This window comes from Vampirovibrionales bacterium (genome assembly GCA_016712355.1).
Taxonomy (GTDB): Bacteria; Cyanobacteriota; Vampirovibrionia; order Vampirovibrionales; family Vampirovibrionaceae; genus JADJRF01.
On sequence record JADJRF010000005.1, the window covers coordinates 1831159 to 1851114 of the forward strand.

Sequence of the window (19956 nt, forward strand, 5' to 3'; positions counted from 1 at the left end):
TCATACGGCAAAGCGCGCGGCGGGCCAAGCCGTCAGGACGCGCTCGTTTGTTTAGCATTAGCGGCAATCTGGGTGAGTCTGTCATTTATCAGGATAATTCTTTCGTACGCGAGTCGCCAGAACGCGACTCGTTCGTTTTCGGGGATATTTCTCGGTTTAAATAAGGGGATGTTCCCCGCTTCTGAATCACTGAAATTAACAGAGCAATTGGTTTCATCCTGATAATTTATCATCCGAAGCTGTTGGACGCCCTTCTCTGTTTGCCGTTGAATGATGAGTGCGCCATGCTTATCCAAGGACCATCTCTGGACAACATCGTAGGGTTGGGCGTCTCGCGAGGGCGGAGCATCCTGCGAGGGCGGAACCTGTTTGAGGGAGAGAATCCTTGTGCCTTGATCGTCAACCAATAAAGAGTTTTCTTGTGCTTTTAAGTCATGGGAGAGGGCTTTCGTAAAATAAAAAAGAGCCCTTAATTGAGGATCCGGGATGGCTGCGCCGAGGTCGCCGGGCAGTGACCTGGGGTCTGTCAACGCCTCGCCAGGTATGCCTCGCTGCCCTCTGGCAAACCCTTCGCTGGCAAAAGCGTCTTGTCGCGGTTGCGCCTTGACGGCATTGGGGTCGGTTAAGTAGAAAGCTTTGCCATCCCCGACAATTAGCGGGTCAGCCGCCGGTCTTGGAGGCATGGTTTTAGCGCCGAAGCGGGCGGGGGGGAGGGCGTTCATCACGAGAGAGGGGTCCTTTAGTGAGAGTTATTCAAAGGCTGCGCGCTTAATGGGGAAATAGTCCTTAATTTTGTGAGGATCGCCAGGAAAAATAGAAGGCACTGTAATTAATATAGGGTTCTCGCTTAAGGCGGACGCTTTTTCCAGCATCTTGCGGAGCGTTCTACCGAAAGACTCACGGAATTCATGATAAGCCCGTTTCTCCTCCGGGCTTTTTAAAGGATCCTTGGTCATAAGGAGCGCCGTTTTGAATCCATCTGTGGATTGAATAATATAACTCGGCGCGCGGAAATTATTAGCTCGACTTGGAATACTCATACTTAATGAGCTTTCCTTTCCATCGTCTGAATGACGGGAAACAGACAGCCTTTGGTCGGGGTCTTCTGTTATCGTATACTTGGCGCCATCCAAATGGAAGGACACTTGACGGCCATCTGAAGACGTCTGGACATCTTGCATTTTTTCACACGAGATATCATCCCAGAAAGCGCGGCTAATATTATTTAATTTATCAATAGCGCTCAGGGGGAAGTCATATTTCACATCCCCAGAAGAGTTAATACTCTTAATGGGGTTCGGAAGGAGACTATCAAAAGGAATGTCAGAAACAACGCTTACTGAAGGCGCGACTTGCTCAAGTACGCGAATCGTAGGCGGTTCTGGCGGAGTCAACGCGCCACCGCCGGGAATGACGAGCAGGTCTGCTTTCGGGTAATTAAATGGAGGCGTTAGAGTGAGAGGCGCGTCAGGGGCTGAAGTAACGTTCCCTCTGGCTGAAGGCGGTTTATCCTCAATGCTACCCGTCGTTCTGAAATTCGGTATCGAGCCCTCATCAGGAACGACGTACTGACCGTTACCGTCTGGCACTTGCAAATGGAAGGCTCCATTCTCTCTAATAAGGCGCGAAGGCGGATTTTGCTTTTGGGATTCCTCAGGGACCTTCGGGCTCAGCATGAGGACAGGGGGCGACGCGGCGCCTGCGCGGGGAAACCATTTATAATAATTTTCCGGGTGGCTCGGGTTCTTAACAACATGCCTGTCTTCCAGTTGTTGGATGCGTTCGGGAGTGAAAATTTCTTCTTCAGGCTGATAATGCTTTTTGTTCGTAAGGGCAGGCGGTGTTGACTCATGATTATCGGGTGTCTGAGACGCCGCAGACGACGGAGGCAAGTTGACGCCGTACCGGTCTTCAAACGATTGGCGCTCTTGTAATGAAATTTTCTCCAGAACAGTGCGGTGGTCAGTTTTATCTTGCCACCACGTTTTGAATCGTCCCATCAAACTTTTCGGAGGAGGCAGCATGTAGTCAGTCACTTCCGCAACGGGAAGGCGTTTTGGCTGCTTGTCAGTGGATTCATTATTATCAGTAGACGGTTTTGTAAAGATGGAACCAAACGCGATACGCACAGAGGGAGACTCCTTGTTCAGGGGGTTCAAGAGGGGATTCAAATATGAAAATTATTAGGAATATGCACTCCATTCGATAAAATCGAGCGGCGCTCAAAAGTTGCGCCTTTTTGGGCGCGTCTCCCAAAATGCCTCTCCACCTCTCGCCGGTAAGTACGAAAAATCGCCCAAACGCGCGTCGCTAAAAGGCTTGCGGAGGGAAGGGGGCTGTGCTATCGTGTGCCCTACAGTGTGATTAACCTATTCAACAGGATTCACTCAAGTTGACGCGCCGCCCCCCTCTTCAAACGCAAGTCGTCCTTGTCGGCCTTGACCGGTAGGCGGCAGCGCGCTTCGATCGATTTAGACGAAACAACGCTTTTAACGCCGCCGGGGTTCCAAAATCTCCCGACGGCGTTTTTTACAAATCAATCCCCCTCGCTTTTAGGATTTTGACGCAAGTGGACGCATCCTCCCCCTCCTCCTCCCCCTGCCCCTCCCCGTCAACCCCATTTTCACCCCCTCACAAGGAGACGCAGACAATCATGGCGACCATGAAAACCAGCCCCCCGCTGGATTCGCTTCCCCTGCACGCAGCGCCCAGACCGCGGCTCAACGGCGCGCAAATCTTGCTGCAATCGCTGGTTGAGTCCGGCGTCGAGACGATTTTTGGCTACCCCGGCGGCGTGGTGCTGTCGGTGTACGATTATTTGCCCCAGTTCCCCATCCGCCACATTCTGGTGCGCCACGAGCAAGGCGCGGTCCATATGGCGGAAGGTTTTGCCAAGGCCTCCGGTAAAACGGGCGTGGCGCTGGTGACGTCGGGCCCCGGCGCGACCAACACCGTGACCGGCATTACGGATGCTTATTACGATTCGATTCCGCTGGTGGTCATTACCGGCAACGTGCCGACCACCCTGCTGGGCGGCGACGCCTTCCAGGAAGCCGACATCGTGGGGATGACGCGCTCGTGCACCAAGCACAACATCAGCGTGCGGCGGGTGGAAGACCTGGCGGGCGCGATTAAGGAAGCCTTCTATGTCGCGGCCAGCGGACGCCCGGGTCCCGTTCTGGTGGATATTCCCAAGGATATTCTGACCGGGGAAGGCGAGTTTAACTATCATGAGTCGGTGATTGATCTGCCGGGCTACCGTCCGCACGAGACGTTTACCGATACGCAGGTGCGTCAGGCGCTGGATTTGCTGAAATCGGCCAAACAGCCCGTCATGCTGATTGGCGGCGGCGTCATCGGCGGCGCGGCGCACGAAGAAGTTCTGGCCTTCGCCGAACGGATGCAAATCCCCGTGGCGTCCTCATTGATGGGGCTGGGCGGATTCCCTTACGAGCATCCGCTTTATCTGGGGTATTGCGGCATGCATGGCCATTACTGGGCCAACATCGCCATTGCCAACGCCGATGTGTTGATGATTGTCGGCAACCGCCTCAATGAGCGCCAGACCGGCAACGCGAGCCGCTTTGCGCGCAATGCCAGGATTATTCATATTGATCTCGACCCCGGCTCGCTCAATAAAAACGTCGAAGCGCTGATCCCGATTCAGGGCGATACGCGCAACGTGCTCAAGGCGTTTCTGGCCCAGAGCGAGAACATAGGACCGCTGGAAGGCCGCGACGCATGGCGCGCGCGCATTGAACAGTTTAAACAACGCCGCGTGGCCGATAACGGCTCGCCGCAGCGTTATCTGAAGCCGGAAGGCGTCATTGAACGCCTGTTTCACTTCTTGCCCAAAGACGCCATCATCACCACCGAAGTGGGTCAGCATCAGATGTGGGCGGCGCAGTATTTCAACCTGTCGCGCCCGCGCTCGTGGATTACCTCGGGCGGTCTGGGCACGATGGGCTTCGGGTTTCCGGCGGCCATCGGCGCGCAGTTCGCGTTTCCCGACAGTCTGGTGCTGGATATCGCCGGTGACGGCAGCATCCAGATGACGATTCAGGAACTGGCGACGGCCGTGGATTACGCCATGCCGGTCAAAATCGCTATCATTAATAATGGCTATCTGGGCATGGTTCGCCAGTGGCAGGGCCGCTTCTTTCAGGGCGAGTCCGAGGTGCGGATGACCTCGCCGGATTACGTCAAGCTCGCAGATGCTTACGGCGCCGTTGGTTTCGCTGTTTCGCAGCCTGAAGAAGTTGATGCCGTGATTCAAAAAGCTTATGCCATTACGGATCGCCCGGTCATTATGGACTTCCGCGTGCAGGAAAAAGCGGATATCTATCCGTGGGTGCCCGCCGGCGGCAGTAACGATCAGATGCTGATGGGCGCCAAGACCGACGACGCCTCGGCTGAAGGAGGACCGCGCGCATGAAACGCCGCCTGATTTGTCTGATTCAAAACCGCCTCGGCGCGCTGGATCGCGTGATGGGCACGCTCAGTCATCAGGGCTACGTGCCGGATTATTTTGAATCGCGCGCGGCGGCGCGCTCGGGCGACATGAAACCTTGTCTGCGCGTGTCGATTCAGGTACACTGCCCGGATGAAAAGCGCTTGGTCAAGCTTCTCAAGGCCATCGAGCGTCAGGTCACCACGCTGGAAGTGACCGTCGAGGCCGTCGACGACGCGCCCTTCGCCGCCGCCGGTTAAACATCCCCCGCGCCCCAGACGCGTCTTTTTCCCGCAAGCCCCCCTTGCCTTGCGCCGCGCGTCCCGGCCCTGAATTTCACAGCGTTAATCGCATCCAGTCACTCGCATTACGATGGAAAGGACCACTCTCTCATGGCCACGCAAACCCCTCTGCGCCTGTTTTACGACGCGGACATCGATACCTCCAAACTCCTCGCCAAAAAAATCGCCGTCATTGGTTTTGGCAGTCAGGGCTTCGGCCAAAGCGTCAATCTCAAGGAATCGGGCGCGCAGGTGCGCATCGCCTTGCGCGCGGGCAGCGCCACCGAGGCCAAGGTGAAGGCCGCCGGTCTGGAAGCCGTCACGCTTGAGCAGGCCGTTGAATGGGCCGATATGCTGATGTTCCTGATCCCCGATATTCAGCATCGCGATGTCTATGAGCAGTACTTCAAAGGCCGTTTGCGCGAAGGTCAGGCGCTGGTCTTCAGCCATGGATTCAGCATTCATTACAAGGAAATCGAGCCGCCGCCGTTTGTCGACGTCTTGATGATCGCCCCCAAAAGCCCCGGCCATCTGGTCCGCTCGGAATATCAACGCCAGCGCGGCGTGCCGGCGCTGATTGCTGTGCATCAAGACGCCAGCGGCCAGGCGCGGGATCTGGCGCTGGGATATGCCGCCTGCATTGGCTCGGGTCGCGCGGGCGTGATTGAAACCACGTTCAAGGACGAGACCGAGACGGATCTTTTCGGTGAGCAGGCCGTTTTGTGCGGCGGCGCTACGTCGCTGGTCAAGGCCGGCTTTGAAACCCTCATCGAGGCGGGCTATCCGCCGGAGCTGGCCTATTTCGAGTGCCTCCACGAGCTGAAGCTCATTGTCGACCTGATGTATGAAGGCGGCATTGAGGACATGCGCTATTCCATCAGCGACACGGCGCGCTACGGCGACGTTTCGCGTGGTCCTCGCGTGGTGGGCCCCGAAGTCAAGGCCGCGATGAAGACCGTCCTGTACGAAATCCAGTCCGGCCAGTTTGCGCGCGAGTGGATTGCCGAGTATCGCGCCGGCATGCCGTCGCTGAAGGCGGCCGTGCAGAAAGACCACGGCCATCCGCTGGAAGTCGTTGGCCGCCGCCTGCGCGGGATGATGACCTGGTTGAAAGAGTCCAAACTCGTCGACCGCGCCGTCAACTAGCCCATTTCCAATCCATCACCCGACGAGGAGAGGCATCGCGCTTCTCCCCGTCGCCATTCCAAGTATTTCTACACTTGCAATTTGTGACTTATAGGTTACGATCGTTTCCATGAACAACGACGCAGCGCTTCCTTATGACGACTACATGTCGCAAAGGCTTCAGGACAAGGCGTTTGCCATTGCCTATCTGAATGAATCGCTGGCCGGTGAAAGCGATTTGAGCGCCTTTCTCGTCGCCCTGCGCCGAATTCTGGACGCCCAGAATCTGTCTAAATCAGCGCTGGCCAAAGAAGCTGGCGTCAGCCGGGAAAAGCTCTATACCATGCTTTCTGCCAAAGGAAACCCCGAATGGCATAGCCTGAAGGCGATTCTGGACAGTCTGGGCTATAAGTTGACGATCAGCGCTTGAGACGACCCGACGGGGAGAGGCATCGCGCTTCTCCCCGTCTCGCTGAAAGCGCTAATGAGAATGCGGGTCGCCGCGACGGGATTCCGTGCCATGCGTGATGCAAAATTGCTATATTTTTGGCGCGTTTTTGCGTTTTTACGAAGCGAAACCCCGGTGGCGCGCAAGGGACAGGCATGAGATTGTAAAAAAGCCTGAAGGGCTTCACCGACGCGGGCGTTCGGCGCGCGACCGTGATATAATCGCCCCGCGCGCCGGGTTTTAAGTGACGCTCAACCCGCGTCGCCGTTGTTTCTGAGAAGGCAGATTGCATGTCCACCATGACCACACCCTCTTCTTCTTACGGCGCAGATCAGATCCGGGTGCTCGAAGGCCTCGAAGCCGTTCGTTTACGGCCCGGCATGTACATCGGCTCGACCAGCCAGCGCGGCTTGCATCACCTTGTCTACGAGATTGTCGACAATTCGGTGGATGAATCGCTGGCAGGCTATTGCTCAGAAATCTTTGTGACAGTGCATGAGGACGACAGCGTCAGCGTTTCCGACAACGGACGGGGTATTCCCGTCGCGGTGAAAGAAGATGACGGCCGCTCGGCGCTGGAAGTCGTGCATACCGTCCTTCACGCCGGCGGAAAATTCGGCGACGGCGGCTATAAAGTCTCCGGCGGGCTTCACGGCGTGGGGGCTTCGGTCGTCAACGCGCTCAGCGAAAAATTCGTGGTGGAAGTGTGCCGCGACGGCCATGTGTGGAAACAAAGCTACGCGCGCGGCATTCCGACCAGCGGCGTCGAAAAAATCGGCGTCACCCAAAGCACGGGCACCAAAACCACCTTCTGGCCCGATGGCGATATTTTTGAAACCACCATTATGGACACCGACGTCATCGCCACGCGCCTGCGCGAGATGGCCTTCCTCAACAAGGGCCTGAAAATCATCTTCACCGACCGCAAGGCCGCTAACGCCGAGCCGGAAACCTTCTTCTACGAAGGCGGCATCGGCAGCTACGTCGCCTACCTCAACGAGAGCCGCACGGTGCTGCACGATTATTTCTACTGCGACGACGAGCGCGACGGCGTGCAAGTCGAAGTGTCGATGCAGTATACCGATTCGTATAACGAAACCGTGCTCTGCTTTGCCAATAACATCAATACCTCGCACGGCGGCACCCACCTGACCGGCTTTCGCAACGCGCTGACGCGGATTATGAACGACTACGCCCGCAAAAACAGCCTGTTGAAAGATAACGACCAGAATCTGTCCGGCGACGACGTGCGCGAAGGGCTGACGGCCGTCATCAGCGTCAAGGTGCCGAATCCGCAGTTTGAAGGGCAGACCAAGGAAAAACTCGGCAACAGCGAAGTGCAGGGCATCGTACAAAACGTCGTGAGCGATCGCCTCAACGATTGGCTGGAACTGTGCCCCAAGGCGGCCAAGTCGCTGATTCAGAAATCCATTCTGGCGGCGCAGGCGCGCGAAGCGGCCCGCAAGGCCCGTGAACTGACGCGCCGCAAAACGGCGCTGGAATCGAGCAACCTGCCCGGCAAGCTGGCCGATTGCGCCAGCCGCGAACCCGAACGCTGCGAAATCTACATCGTCGAAGGCGATTCGGCGGGCGGCAGCGCGAAACAGGGCCGAAACCGCGAATTCCAGGCGATTTTACCCTTGCGCGGCAAGATTCTCAACGTCGAGCGCGCGCGGCTGGATAAAATCTACAATAACAACGAGATTCAGAGCCTGATTCAGGCCCTGGGCATCACCATATCGCGCACCGAAGAAGAATTCGACTGCGAAAAACTGCGCTATCACAAGATTATCATCATGACGGACGCCGACGTGGACGGGGCGCACATCCGCACGCTGCTGCTGACGTTCTTCTTCCGCTATGCGCGTCCCCTGATTGAGCGCGGCTACGTTTATATCGCGCAACCGCCGCTGTACAAGCTGTCGCAAGGCAAACACGAGGAGTATCTCTACGACGAGCGCGCCCTCGAGAAAAAACTGCGCCTGCGCGGCATCGCCAATCTGGAACTCTTCAGCAAGGATGGCCAGCAAAGCCGCAGCGGCGACGCGCTGGCCCAGTTGCTGGGCGAGCTCAACCGCTACCATCATGCGATGGCGTATCCGTCCATCGCGAAAATCCCTGCGGATGTGCGGCAATATCTGGTGGAAAACCACATTGAATCCGCCGAGCTGCATACGCGCGCCAGCGCAGAGCCCTTCTGTCAGCGCCTCATCCAGCAGTTCCCGCATCACAGGTTCTCGCTCGACGCCGAACATCCTGAGCAGGAACATGCCTTTATCCACATTGAACCGGCCGCCGACGGCAAGCCCGTCGACCCGATGAGCGCCCGCAGTGACGCCCGTCGGGCCGAAAGCGAGTCGATCATCTCGCTGTCGGTTGATATTCTGGACAGTCTGGAATACGAGCGCCTGCTGGAGCTGCACGCTAAAATCGTCGCTTTCTACCCGCTCACCCCTGACGAAAAACTGACCATGGTCGTGGGCTCCAAAGAAGAATCGTCGTTGGCGACCTACGAAGATCTCCGTCAGTTTGTGGAAGATCGCGGCAAGAAAGGCGTCATGTTGCAACGCTTCAAAGGCCTTGGCGAAATGATGCCCGCCCAGTTGTGGGACACCACCATGAACCCGGAAACCCGCACGCTGCTGCGCGTTGAAATCGAAGAAGCCGCCGTCGCCGACAAGCTCTTTGATACGCTGATGGGCGAGCGCGTGGAACCGCGACGTCTGTTCATCGAGACCAACGCGCGCAAAGTCGGTAATCTGGATATTTAATCCGGCCCGGCGTGTGCGGATGTTATTCGGCGTTGTTGGAGTCGGGCGTTTCTGCAAACGCAGCGCGCACCGCGCCGCACAGCGGCAGCGTCAGCACGGCTTCCACACCGCCACCCTCGCGCGGCCCCAGCGATAACGAGGCCCCGTGCAGTTCCACAATGGATTTTGCGATACTCAGCCCCAGCCCCAACCCTTTTTTAGAGGCGGGATCCTCAGGATTCACCTGGTAAAAGGGCCGAAAGACGTTTTCGGCGTCTTCGGCTGACAAACCGCAGCCGGTATCGGCGATGTGGATGGACACGCATTGCTCGCTGTCCTTCAGACGCAAAGAGTCGGGCGATTTTGGATGAAAAATCGCTGATACGGTGATTTCCCCGCCTTCCGGGGTGTACTGATGCGCGTTGGCCAGCAGATTAATCAGCGCCTGACGAATGCGGATCGGGTCGCCGACGTAGACGCTCGGCAACGCGCGCGGAAACAACGCTCGCAGCCGTTGCCGCTTTTGATCGCACTGCGGTTGAATCATCTCCACCGCGTCGAGAACGGCCGCATGCAGGTTAAAGGTCTTGCCGCGCACGGAAAAGCCGCCAGTCTCGATCCGGGCGGCGTCGAGCATATCGTTAATCAGGCTGAGGAGATAGCGCGCGCTTTTTTCGCTCAGGGCCGCGTATTCGCGGCGCTTTTCGGGCTGCTGGACAAACAGATCGTCTTTCATCAATTCCGCGCACGAAATCACCGTGTGCAGCGGCGAGCGCAGCTCATGCGCAAAACTTGCCAGCGCGCGATTCTTGCGCTCAGAAGCGGTCGCCGCCTCCAACCCCGCCTGCTCCGTCAGCCGGAACAACTCGGCCAGATAGAACGCCCCGCCCAGCTCCATGGCCAGCGTATGCAGCAGCGCCATATCGTCCTCGTCCCACACGCGCAGCCGATCGCATTGCTGGGTCAGAATCATTCCCATGGGCGCGCCGCGAAAGACCATCTGCACGGCGGCGGACGATTGCGCGCCATACCGGTCGTTAAAATCCTGAATCTGCTGCGCCAGACGCGCGCAAGGCGCGTTCGACACGATTTGCCCGTTGAGGCTGTACAGAATGGCCTCGCTTGGCAGATCGTCGCGCTGAACCGGCTCAATGCCCGAGTGTGCGCAATACTGGCCCATATACTGCACCGGCAGCGATTCCGAGGCGCTGTCGTATTGCAGAATCAGGCAGCGATCCGCGCCGAGTGCGCGGGCAATGTCTTTGCAAATCAGCCCGAGAATCGACTGGACGTTAAACGTCTGATTCAAGTAACCCATAATCTTGCCGACCAGACGCTCGCGGCGAAGCGCGCGCCGCTGCTCCAGCAACTGGCTTTGCATGGACAGGCCCATGGCAATCCATTCACCACTCTGGGTCAGCGCCTGGCACGCGATCTCATGCCAGGAGCCGGGTCGTCGTCCCAGCAACAGCAAATGCCCCGCCGTCGCGCCCGCCGCATCGTAAAGCCGCCAGATGCCCAGCGATTTTACATGCTGCGCCCGAAAATAAGACCGCATGCTTTGCGGCAAAAGCGCATCGGCGCCCAGATCCGGGATTATCAGCGGCGCAGATTCCGGCGACGCGTCGATCCACTCAAACAGCGCCTGAATCACAAACGGCGACCAGGGCGCCCGCTCCTCGTAGAGCCAGCGCGCCTGGCGCGTCAGCAAATTCACGCCGCTGGCCGGGAAGAAGCCCTCTTCAGCGGGGGAGGCCGCGACGCGCGAGGCGGGCATCAACAATTCCCAGTCGTCATTCAGCAGTAGCAGGCAGCTATCCAGCCCGAAGGCCCCGGCGAGCGATTCGCACAGGGTCTCTGCAGCCGTTTCAAGCGGCGTGCGCAGCGACAGCGACTTCAAAAACGCTTGAGCGCAGGACATTACCTGCGCCTGAAGCAAGACAGGCGCATCTTCGCTGTTTTCTGAAATCTGGCCGGACGTTTCTTCAGAACCCCCGTCAGACGCCTGGCCGGAAGGCTCGACATGCGCGGGGTTGACGCTGATAAACGATCCAAATAAGCGGGCTTCAGGCACGGCGGGCGGCCCTCACGCTAGACGACATCGAGTTTCTGAGCGATATAGGCGGCCTCAGTGCGATTGGAGACCTTGAGCTTTTTAAAAATGTGCGCCAGATGATTCTTAACCGTCGTTTCCGTGATGCCCAGCGTGTCACCAATGCGATTATTGGTGTAACCGCGCGCCAGAAACTGTAACAGCTCGCGCTCGCGCGGGGTGAGCAGGTGAAAGGACTCATGCAGCCCATCGGGCTTGCCGTCAGCGCGCTGGGCCGATTCGCGCGTCCATTCGACGCGGCGCAGAATCGCTTCGACGCGCGCCAGAAGCGTTGCGGGCGGAACGGGCTTGACGAGATACTCATCGGCCCCGCGCCGCAAGCCGTTGACCGCCAGGCTGTCGGCGTCTTCAGAGGTCATAATCAGGACGGGGATGGTCGGGTTGTCATGTCCCTGGCGAATACACTTGAGCGTTGCCCAGCCGTCCATGACCGGCATGTTCAGGTCGAGAATGATCAGCGAGTAGCCGTAGGGGTTCGTCGAGAGTTGATGCACGCCGCTGTAACCGTCTGTGGCCACGTCGACGTCATAGCCGAAAACGTCCAGGGTATCGCGAACCACGGTGGGCTCATCATCAATCAGTAATATCCGGTGCTGCTGCCCGACGGTCATCGCGCGAAATCACCCCAAAATGGCTGCTAAACCCGACTATCAACCCTAACAAGAGTATTCAGGACAAAAAACCTGCCAACTCATTCTGAATAACAACCCAATGTGTTTTATTGTAACAATAATAGGGGCCGCGTAAGATAGTAATCATTCGAAAACAGCAAAATAAACCTGTATACTGGTATACAAATCGCTTCCGTTCTGCGGGCCATCCTGTCGCAAGGCCTTTCTTGCGAGCGGTATAATAAAAGGCTGATGACAACGACACTCCTAGGCGCCCCTGAGGCGCGCGCGCTGGTATCGCTGGCCCGCCAGGCCCAAGAGGCGATTCTGGCCGTTTATGAGCGGCCTCTGGATCCTGGGGTCGATGTGGCCATGAAGGCGGATAACAGCCCGCTGACCGCCGCCGATCGGGCTTCGCATCAGGTGCTGGCGAGCGGACTGACACGGTTGTTTCCGGGTATCCCGCTGATTTCGGAAGAGGCCGACTTGCCGTCGTATGACGCCCGGCGCGCGTGGGACTGCTTCTGGTTGATCGATCCGCTGGACGGGACGAAGAATTTTCTGCGCCGCAACGGCGAATTTGTCGTTAATATCGCGCTGATTCAGGGCCAACTGCCGGTCTTTGGGCTGATTTGCGCGCCCACGGAAGACACGACGCATTACGGTTTCGTGGGAGGCGGCTGCTACCGCCAGCAAGGAGATGCGCAACCCCTGGCGCTGACTCCGCGCGCGTTCCCGGAAAGCGGCCCCGTGCGGGTCTTGGGCAGCGGCGACGATGTGCGCCGAGGTCCCGCGCTTGACGTGTGGAAAGCGCAGGGACGCATCATTGAGCGGCTGAAAATCGGCAGCGCGCTGAAGTTCTGCCGTCTGGTGGATGGCGCGGCGGACGCCTACGTACGCAGCGGCCCCACAATGGAATGGGACATCGCCGCCGGGCACGCGATGGCGCTGGCCTGCGGCAAAACGCTGCTGAGCGCGCCGGATGGCGGTCCGTTTCTGTATAACAAGCCTTCGCTGCTGAATCCGGGGTTTACCTGTTATTAGCGCGGACGCCGTGCGTTTCAAGCGTCAGAAACGTCTGACCGCGCCCCCCTGACAAGACGCCATCTTCTCAGCCTTGTGAAGCGTCTGACAATGTCCTGAAACGGGAATACAATATCTAGCGCGGGCTCTCACGCGGGGCGCGCAACGACCCAGACCTTGACGGGGGATTCTACGGCATGACGGCGGGCGAGACGATTCGCGATTTACTGCAACGACAGGCGCGCGCGCGCGGCGAGGCGCCGTTTCTGATTTTTCCCGAGCGTGAGCAGACGCTCTCTTACGCGCAACTGGCCGATGGCTGCGCCGGGGTGTCGCGTCTGCTGAGCGAGTGGGGCGTCGTGCGCGGCGAAAAAGTCGCGCTGCTGCTGCCGAACATTCCCGAGTTCTGCCTGTTTTACTGGGGGGCGATGGCGATCGGGGCCGTCGCCGCGCCGATTAATACGCTGTTGAAGGCGCCGGAAATTCAGTTTATCGTCGACCATTGCGAGGCCGGCATTCTGGTCACCACGCGGGAATTTTTGCCGGAGCTGGCGCGCATCGCCGAGCAGCTCCCGCACCTGCGGCGTCTGGTCGTCATTCCGGATCCGGCGATCGACGCGGCGACGGAGAGCGCGCCGCAGGCGGCGTTTCCGTGGCCCCGTCACGACATCGAACCGCTGACGCTGACGACGCGCGGCCAGCGTGACGGATTCGCGGCGCAAGGCCCCCTCAGCGCCGACGACGAGGCGATGATTATTTACACCTCCGGCACGACCGGCAAGCCCAAGGGCGTGCTGCTGACGCATGGGAATTTAATCGCCAATGCGACGACTATCTTTCAGTGGTTCTCGCTCGATGAAAACAGCCGTTTTATGTGCGTTCTGCCGCTATTTCACGTCAATGGCGAAGTCGTCACGCTGATGACGCCGCTGGCGTGCGGGGCAAGCGTCGTCCTGTGCCGAAAATTCAGCGCCTCTCAGTTCTGGCCCTGGGTGACGACGTATGGGGTCACGCTGTTCAGCGCGGTGCCGTCGATTCTGTCCATTCTCACCAGTCGCGGACGTCCGCAGACGCCGGCGCCGACGCTGCAATTCGCCATTTGTGGCGCTGCGCCGCTGGCCGTGGAAACGCATCGGCAGTTTGAGGCGACCTTTGATTTTCCGGTTTTTGAAGGCTATGGCCTCTCAGAAACCACGTGTTACGCCACGTTTAACCCGCGCGACGCCTCCCGGCGCAAGATAGGCTCCATTGGGCTGGCGGCGGGCGACGAGGTGGCCATCTGGGGCGAAGACGATCAGCCGCTGGGCCCTCACCAGAGCGGCGAGATCGTGATTCGCGGCGATAACGTGATGCGGGGCTATTTCAAGCGCCCCGACGCTACCGAGGACGCTTTTCGCGGCGGCTGGTTTCACAGCGGCGATATCGGCATGCGCGACGCCGACGGATTTTTCTATATTCTGGATCGCGTCAAAGACATGATTATTCGCGGCGGGGAGAACATTTATCCGCGCGAGGTGGATGAATGCCTCTACCAGCATCCGGCCATTGCCGATGCCGCGACCATCGGCGTGCCGGACGCCCTCTATGGAGAGGACGTGCGGAGTTACGTCGTTCTGCGCGACGGCGCGACTCTGGACGAGGCGGCGGTTATTGCCTGGTGCCGCGAGCGGCTGGCGGACTTCAAGTGTCCCAAATCCGTCCGGTTTTTGGCGGAAATTCCCAAGGGGCCGACCGGCAAGCTCTTGCGCCGCGCCCTGCGCGACTTAGCCGAGCCTTAAGCCCGACCTAGAAGCCTTGGGCGCTTGTCTGGCGAAACGTCGCAAAAAACGGATTACGCAGCGCATGCGCCGCCGCTGACGGGGACAGCGACGTTGGCGCGGGCCGGGCGGCGCGGGCCTTGCTCAGGTTGCGGCTAATCATCGCGCTGCCGCTGGCAATGACAGCCGAAAGACCGGCGGCGGCGGCAAAGGCGAAGCGACCGGCGTAGCCGAGACGACGATCCAGAAATGTCGCGCACTTTGCCAGACCCAGCTTGTCGGCGATGCGATCCGACTGGAGCGCCGCAAAGGTCGCAATGCCGGGAATGATGCTCAAATACGACGGCGCGCGGACGACCGGCGCCGGATTAATGCCTTCGGCGATAAGTCGCTTCTGCCACGGCTGGACTTTCTGGGCGTCATAATTGAGCAGCAGCCAGCCGACGATGACGAAAAACGTGGCGGCGCTTGCCGCCATCTTGGGCCAGAAAGCCGTGCGGTGAATCCGTTGCAGGGTGCGCAGGACTCTGCGGCTTTCAAATCCTTCTTTTACAAACGGGGCCAGCTTCTGACGCTCAGGATCCTGCGCCAGTCTGGCCAGTTCATGGGTTTCCAGCGCATCGCGCGAGGCGTCGGGATGTAAGACGGCCTTATGCGCCATGGTCGCCGCCTGCTGAATCTCGGCTACATGATGCGCCTTGAGCCGCCCTTGGGCCACCAGCCCCTCCAGAAAATGCGACAGACTTGGCGCGGATTCCAGCGCCTTGCAGTCGACATTCAGCCGGAAATGGAAGGTCTCCAGCGCGCCTTTAACCAGATCGCGCGCGGCTTTGCTTGCCAGACTGCCATCGCGCGCCAGTGCGCTCAGGCCTTCTCGCAACGGGGCTTCGTTCTTGACGTTTTCCAACGAAGCGACGAACTTGCGGGCGATGTCGTGCGTGCGCAGAATCGACTTGACGGCGCGTTCTTCTGCCTGCGGCAGCAAGCCGCTATCAGTGAGGTAATGCTCGTAGAACAGGGTTTTTTTCAGATGGCGGGCTAATGGCGCGGCTTTTTCGCGCACGTGGGCGGGCAGATTCGGCGCATCGACGGCTTCGAACATGCGCGCCACCATCGGGTAATGGTCTGCCTGCACGCCGACGTTGATAAAGCGCCTGCGCAAGGCCGGAACGGCTTCGAGGCTGTCAATGCCCAGCGCGTCATCGAGCTTGAGGGTATGCGCCATCAAGGGCATCGTGTAGAAGGAATCGACAGCCCGAAAGGCCCCGTCAAAGACAAAGGGCGACACCATCGACCCGAAGAAATGCCGGAATTGATACTCGGCGTAGCGCGAATCGGGAACGGTCGTCTCGTCGCGGTAGGCGTCGCGAAACACGTAGCCCAGGTTGCCCGCGTGCATCAGCGTGGCCTGAACCAGCTGGCTGGACAGATACGTCATGGCTGAGGCCCTCGCGGCATCGCCGGGGGCGCAAACGAGTTGATCGAAGGCGCAGACGGCGGCGGCCAGCTCCAGACCGTTTGCGGCGCTTGACCATAGGCGCCGCCCCCATAAGTCGGCATCGGCCCATACGCCCATGGCGCCGTCGCCGGCTGAGGCGCAGAAGCCGCCATGACAGGCCTTGCTGAAACGGGACGCGGCCCGGAAGACGCAGAAACGGGCGTCATAAGCGGCGCCGGAAGGGACAGAACGCGGCTTGGCTCAAGCGATGACGTCGCAGCGGCTGGCCGCTTTAAATCCAGATGGCGTTGCTTGAATTCCTGCGGATCAAAGTCTTTATCCAGACGCGCGAAGGTGCGGAAGACGAATTCCATCGCCAGTTGTCCGACGAGCAAGGCCATGGCGACGATAATAATGCCGGTGGAGGCGAGGCGCATGCCATTCAGACGATTCAGGAATTTTTTGCCCATCGTATGCAGGCGCAGCTTGTCGGCGTCCGAAAACTTGCCCAGCACGCGCTGTTCCCAGGGTAACAGGCCTTCGGCGCTCGCGCCGGGAGCGATTTTCTGGATGAAATCGTCCAGTTTTGCGATTTGATTATCATCCAGCTTGGTCCAGAACGGGCGCTTGCGGTCTTTTTCCCAGAAATCAATGCCGGCGGCTTTTAAGAGTTCAAAATAATCGCCGCCCAGCCGCGCGGGTTTCATGAAGCGATCAAACAGCAGGGTGTTCAGGCTGAACCGATCGCTTTTGGTGTAGCTGAGAACCCCCAACGTCACCAGAAACACCGTCAGGTTACGGCCAAAGTTCTCCCACGGGTGGGTTTTATGCCGAATGGAAATAATCGTCTGCGGCACATACCACGAGAAGAGCAGGCTCGTGCGGCTGGCGAAATCCTGAAGCGACAGATTGCCTTTGCGCCAGTCGCTCTTGCCCAGGCCGCTGCGCTCCAGCCAGTTAAAAACGCCTTGCGCGGCGCGTAAGCGTCGGCCTGCGGCAATCGGCGCCTGCGAAAAGCGGGCGCGGGGAGCGGATCGCGTGGATGGATCGAGAGGCTGTAGCACAGTCAAAAGCCGAAGCTGGCCTTTCCTGACGTCTGGAGGGCGCAAACGAGGGGATCGGCGCTATCTCCGTCACTGCTATTAAGACGGAGGGCGCTCCTCAATTGCGTATTGATTGCGGGTTTATTACGCGCGAATCGGGAGCAATCGCGATCGTCGCGCGCGGGTATGACGCCGTGATGACAAGGCAAAGCAATTTTTCCGGTGCGCCTGTTTTGGTTGGGGGAGCAATAGCTCGCATGCGCCGAAAAAGGTCTGGGTTTGTGGCGATTCAGCGTATTAAACCGGCAAGCGTCAACAGCGCCTCTCACGTGGCGGGCGGCGGCATGGGCCGCGCGGCGGATCGCGCCAGTAACGTCCTGCACCGTTTTTTTGAGGCCCCCAGCCAGATTTTAAGAGAAGGTCAGGAATTCAGGCTGGCGACAGAACAGATTCCGCTTGCCGCCGCCGCCGGCTCCGCGCTGCTTTACATCGAGGGACAGGAGCGCGCCCGCCCCGCAGGCGACCCGACCCTGTGGGCCAGACTCCTGGGCGAAGCCGGGCTGATTTATGGGCTGATGACGTATACCAGCGGCGTCTTGCCGCTAATTGCGCTCGGCACGCTGGCCTGGAAAATGGGGCAGGGCGCCAACGACAACAGCAAGCTGAAAAGCGCGCTGACGGTCGCAGGCTCCATGTCGCTGGGCTATTTGGGCGCGATGACAGGCCTTCGCTACACCATGACGTCTGCCGACCGCGAGACGGGCAAGCTGCTGCCCTTGCTGCGAGACCCCAGCGTGCGCAGCTTCTTTGCGCAGGATTCCGACGCCGCTTTACACGCCTTGGGCGACGATCTGGCGCGCGAGAATCCCACGCTGCGCGCCGGGCTCAAAGAAATGGGCGGTCATATCGACAACAGCCTGCCTTTGCTGGAGCATTCCCGCGGATTTTTGAGCGCAGAGCCGCTGACGGCGCAAAGTCATCGGATGAAGCTCTCGCAGGAGTTGGGCAAAATTCAAGCCCCGTTGAATGATCCGGCGCTGGAAGGATACTTTGCGCGCCTGAGTCAGGGCGTTTCTGAAAAACTGGCGCAGCATCCGTTCGACGTTGACTGGCAGGCGCGGCAGCGCGTGATGCGCCGCGTGCGCGAACTGGCCAACCGCCTGACCGATTCGCAGAAGTATGGCTATCAGCTCATTCGCGCCGCGAATCCGCTGTTTGGCGCGCTTATCGGGATGCTGGCGGGTCTGAGCCTTGCCAATGGCCTGTATGGCTTTATTCGTAAACGGGCGCCCCGTCTGGCGGCGATCCTTCCGGGACAAGTCAACGCCACGCCGCTGTGGCTGTCGAATCGCGCCAATAATGGCGGCGATGTGGTCATGCCCCGTCTGTCGCATTTGAACGTCGGGGCTATTTAAAGAATTTTTGCGAGCGCCGACGCGCTTTTACGGCGAAGATGTCCCACGCGGTTTTGACGTAGCGCAGGGCTGCGCGCCCATCCCAGTGAATCAGCCGGTTATAGTGCGCCATCAGCGTGTAGGCCTTGCGACGACGTAGCGATTCGCTGTTGTCCTTTATCAGGGCATCCAGAAAATCCCGCCAGAGGCGGCTTTTTTCCGGCCACGACCAGGCCTGAACGCTTTGCAGGTTTTCCTGCGCCAGCGCCAGACGCGTTGCATCGTCAGTTGCCAGCGTGCGCAGGGCGTCGGCCAGCGCTTGGGCCGAACGCTGCGGCAAAATAAAGTCCTGCTGGCGCGGACCGAACGCCTCCGGGACCAGGCCGACGCGGGTAGAAACCACGGCCAGTCCGCTGGCCATCGACTCCAGAACCGGTAACGGCGCGCCTTCGTACGCCGACGCGCAGATGTACACATGCAACTGGCGGTAAAAGGCAGGCATTTCCTCGTGCGGAATCAGCCGATCCTGCTGGTCGGCGGTTTTCAGGACGATGGGAACGCCTTCCGCCTGCAACTGGGCCACCGCCGGGCGGATAATCGTGTGAATCCCCTTGTGGTCTTCGCCGGGATTAAACTGGCTGTTGCCCGCCCAACCGACAACGAGGGGCTCTGAGGGCTGGCGCGGCGTCGGCTCGGGACCGGCGAAAAGCGCCAGATCTACGCCTTCTCCCAGAATGGCGGGGAGCGGCGCCCAGGGAATGGCTTCGTATTGGGCGTAGAGAATCTGGTTGCCGACCGCATAGGCGTTGACTGCGCTGAAAACGGCGGCAAAGCGAATCTGATTGTCAGGCGTCAGATAGCGATTGGTGTAAATCGACGCGCTGACGATTTGCCGCGAGAAGCGCTCGATCCACGCGTTTAACGAGACCCCGCGCGCTTGGAGGTAGCGCAGCGTGGTTTCGCTCAAGGCCTCTTGCGCGTCGACCGACCACCAAAAGTGGATGATGTCGTAGCGACGGACAAAGAACAGCTCATAGAAGAGGGCGGCGCGCGGCGTATAGTCGGCGCTGCACAGCACGTCGATCGTATAGTCCGGCCCAATAGACGCGGCGATGGCGTGGGCGTCGGAATCGAAAGCCCAGCCGTGGCGGTCAATGACGAAGGCGACGCGGGTCATGCCGCAGGGGGCTTGGCGGCGCTTTCGGTTTTCGGCGCGTCATCGGCGGAAATATCGCGAGCCGCGCGCTTGAACTGACGCACGCCTTCACCCATGACGCGGAACACGTCGGGCAGGCGCCCGGGGCCAAACAGAATCAACACAATCAAAAACAGAAGGGCGATTTCAAGCGGGCCGATGTTAAAAGGCATGATCTCCGCTCCTTTCATCTGTCACATGTCAACTGGCAATTGTCTGCGGGAGGGGCTCCGCCTCTCGAACAGCCTGACGCAGACTGCTGGCGAAACGCGCAGGACAAGGCGCTTCAGGGCATTGTCAAATTTATGGTATAGTTCTAGCACGCTGG

At 59.3% G+C, this 19956-nt stretch carries 16 protein-coding genes; 8 read left to right on the top strand and 8 right to left on the bottom strand.

The window, feature by feature from the left end:
• Positions 1-32 precede the first annotated feature (32 nt).
• Both IPK79_09845 and IPK79_09850 read right to left on the bottom strand, forming a co-directional pair.
• Positions 33-722 carry a hypothetical protein gene (locus IPK79_09845; protein MBK8190735.1) on the bottom strand — a complete coding sequence of 230 codons (690 nt, stop codon included), beginning with the start codon at positions 720-722 and terminating at the stop codon, positions 33-35.
• Positions 723-749: 27 nt separating this feature from the next.
• Positions 750-2129 carry a hypothetical protein gene (locus IPK79_09850; protein ID MBK8190736.1) on the bottom strand — a complete coding sequence of 460 codons (1380 nt, stop codon included), beginning with the start codon at positions 2127-2129 and terminating at the stop codon, positions 750-752.
• A gap of 533 nt (positions 2130-2662) precedes the next feature.
• On the opposite strand from IPK79_09850, the gene ilvB reads away from it, so the two are divergent.
• From ilvB to gyrB, 5 genes are all read left to right on the top strand, one after another.
• Positions 2663-4435, top strand: a complete 1773-nt coding sequence (gene ilvB / locus IPK79_09855) for a biosynthetic-type acetolactate synthase large subunit (protein MBK8190737.1) — start codon at positions 2663-2665, stop codon at positions 4433-4435.
• Entirely contained in the window at positions 4432-4710 is a 279-nt protein-coding gene (locus IPK79_09860; GenBank protein MBK8190738.1) for a hypothetical protein, read from the top strand. Before ilvB ends, IPK79_09860 begins: the two co-directional genes overlap by 4 nt.
• 150 nt (positions 4711-4860) lie before the next feature.
• Positions 4861-5877: a ketol-acid reductoisomerase gene (ilvC, locus tag IPK79_09865; protein ID MBK8190739.1), complete on the top strand. Its 1017-nt coding sequence runs from the start codon at positions 4861-4863 to the stop codon at positions 5875-5877.
• A 109-nt stretch (positions 5878-5986) separates the two neighbouring features.
• Positions 5987-6286 carry a helix-turn-helix domain-containing protein gene (locus IPK79_09870; GenBank protein ID MBK8190740.1) on the top strand — a complete coding sequence of 100 codons (300 nt, stop codon included), beginning with the start codon at positions 5987-5989 and terminating at the stop codon, positions 6284-6286.
• Positions 6287-6603: 317 nt separating this feature from the next.
• Entirely contained in the window at positions 6604-9075 is a 2472-nt protein-coding gene (gene gyrB, locus IPK79_09875) for a DNA topoisomerase (ATP-hydrolyzing) subunit B (protein MBK8190741.1), read from the top strand.
• Between the two features lie 22 nt (positions 9076-9097).
• On the opposite strand, the gene IPK79_09880 is transcribed toward gyrB, so the two are convergent.
• Positions 9098-11128, bottom strand: a complete 2031-nt coding sequence (locus tag IPK79_09880) for a GAF domain-containing sensor histidine kinase (protein MBK8190742.1) — start codon at positions 11126-11128, stop codon at positions 9098-9100.
• 17 nt (positions 11129-11145) lie between these two features.
• Positions 11146-11778: a response regulator transcription factor gene (locus IPK79_09885; GenBank protein ID MBK8190743.1), complete on the bottom strand. Its 633-nt coding sequence runs from the start codon at positions 11776-11778 to the stop codon at positions 11146-11148.
• A 252-nt stretch (positions 11779-12030) separates the two neighbouring features.
• Here IPK79_09885 and IPK79_09890 point away from each other — a divergent pair, with 252 nt between their 5' ends.
• Both IPK79_09890 and IPK79_09895 read left to right on the top strand, forming a co-directional pair.
• A complete protein-coding gene (locus IPK79_09890; GenBank protein MBK8190744.1) occupies positions 12031-12822 on the top strand; it encodes a 3'(2'),5'-bisphosphate nucleotidase CysQ in 792 nt (263 codons plus the stop codon).
• A 176-nt stretch (positions 12823-12998) separates the two neighbouring features.
• On the top strand, positions 12999-14579 hold the full coding sequence (locus IPK79_09895) for an AMP-binding protein (GenBank protein ID MBK8190745.1): 1581 nt from the start codon (positions 12999-13001) through the stop codon (positions 14577-14579).
• Between the two features lie 7 nt (positions 14580-14586).
• Here IPK79_09895 and IPK79_09900 read toward each other — a convergent pair whose 3' ends face one another.
• Together IPK79_09900 and IPK79_09905 are read right to left on the bottom strand one after the other, a co-directional pair.
• The gene (locus IPK79_09900; protein ID MBK8190746.1) at positions 14587-15996 is read right to left on the bottom strand and encodes a hypothetical protein; all 1410 of its coding nucleotides are present in this window, start codon (positions 15994-15996) and stop codon (positions 14587-14589) included.
• Positions 15993-17066: a hypothetical protein gene (locus IPK79_09905; protein ID MBK8190747.1), complete on the bottom strand. Its 1074-nt coding sequence runs from the start codon at positions 17064-17066 to the stop codon at positions 15993-15995. Before IPK79_09905 ends, IPK79_09900 begins: the two co-directional genes overlap by 4 nt.
• A gap of 254 nt (positions 17067-17320) precedes the next feature.
• Between IPK79_09905 and IPK79_09910 the strand changes: the two genes are divergently transcribed.
• On the top strand, positions 17321-18454 hold the full coding sequence (locus IPK79_09910) for a hypothetical protein (protein MBK8190748.1): 1134 nt from the start codon (positions 17321-17323) through the stop codon (positions 18452-18454).
• On the opposite strand, the gene IPK79_09915 is transcribed toward IPK79_09910, so the two are convergent.
• Positions 18447-19610 (bottom strand): glycosyltransferase, encoded by a 1164-nt coding sequence (locus IPK79_09915; GenBank protein MBK8190749.1) that lies wholly within the window; start codon positions 19608-19610, stop codon positions 18447-18449. The genes IPK79_09910 and IPK79_09915 overlap by 8 nt on opposite strands.
• Positions 19607-19801: a twin-arginine translocase TatA/TatE family subunit gene (locus IPK79_09920; GenBank protein ID MBK8190750.1), complete on the bottom strand. Its 195-nt coding sequence runs from the start codon at positions 19799-19801 to the stop codon at positions 19607-19609. The genes IPK79_09915 and IPK79_09920 overlap by 4 nt, the downstream gene beginning before the upstream one ends.
• Positions 19802-19956 lie beyond the last annotated feature (155 nt).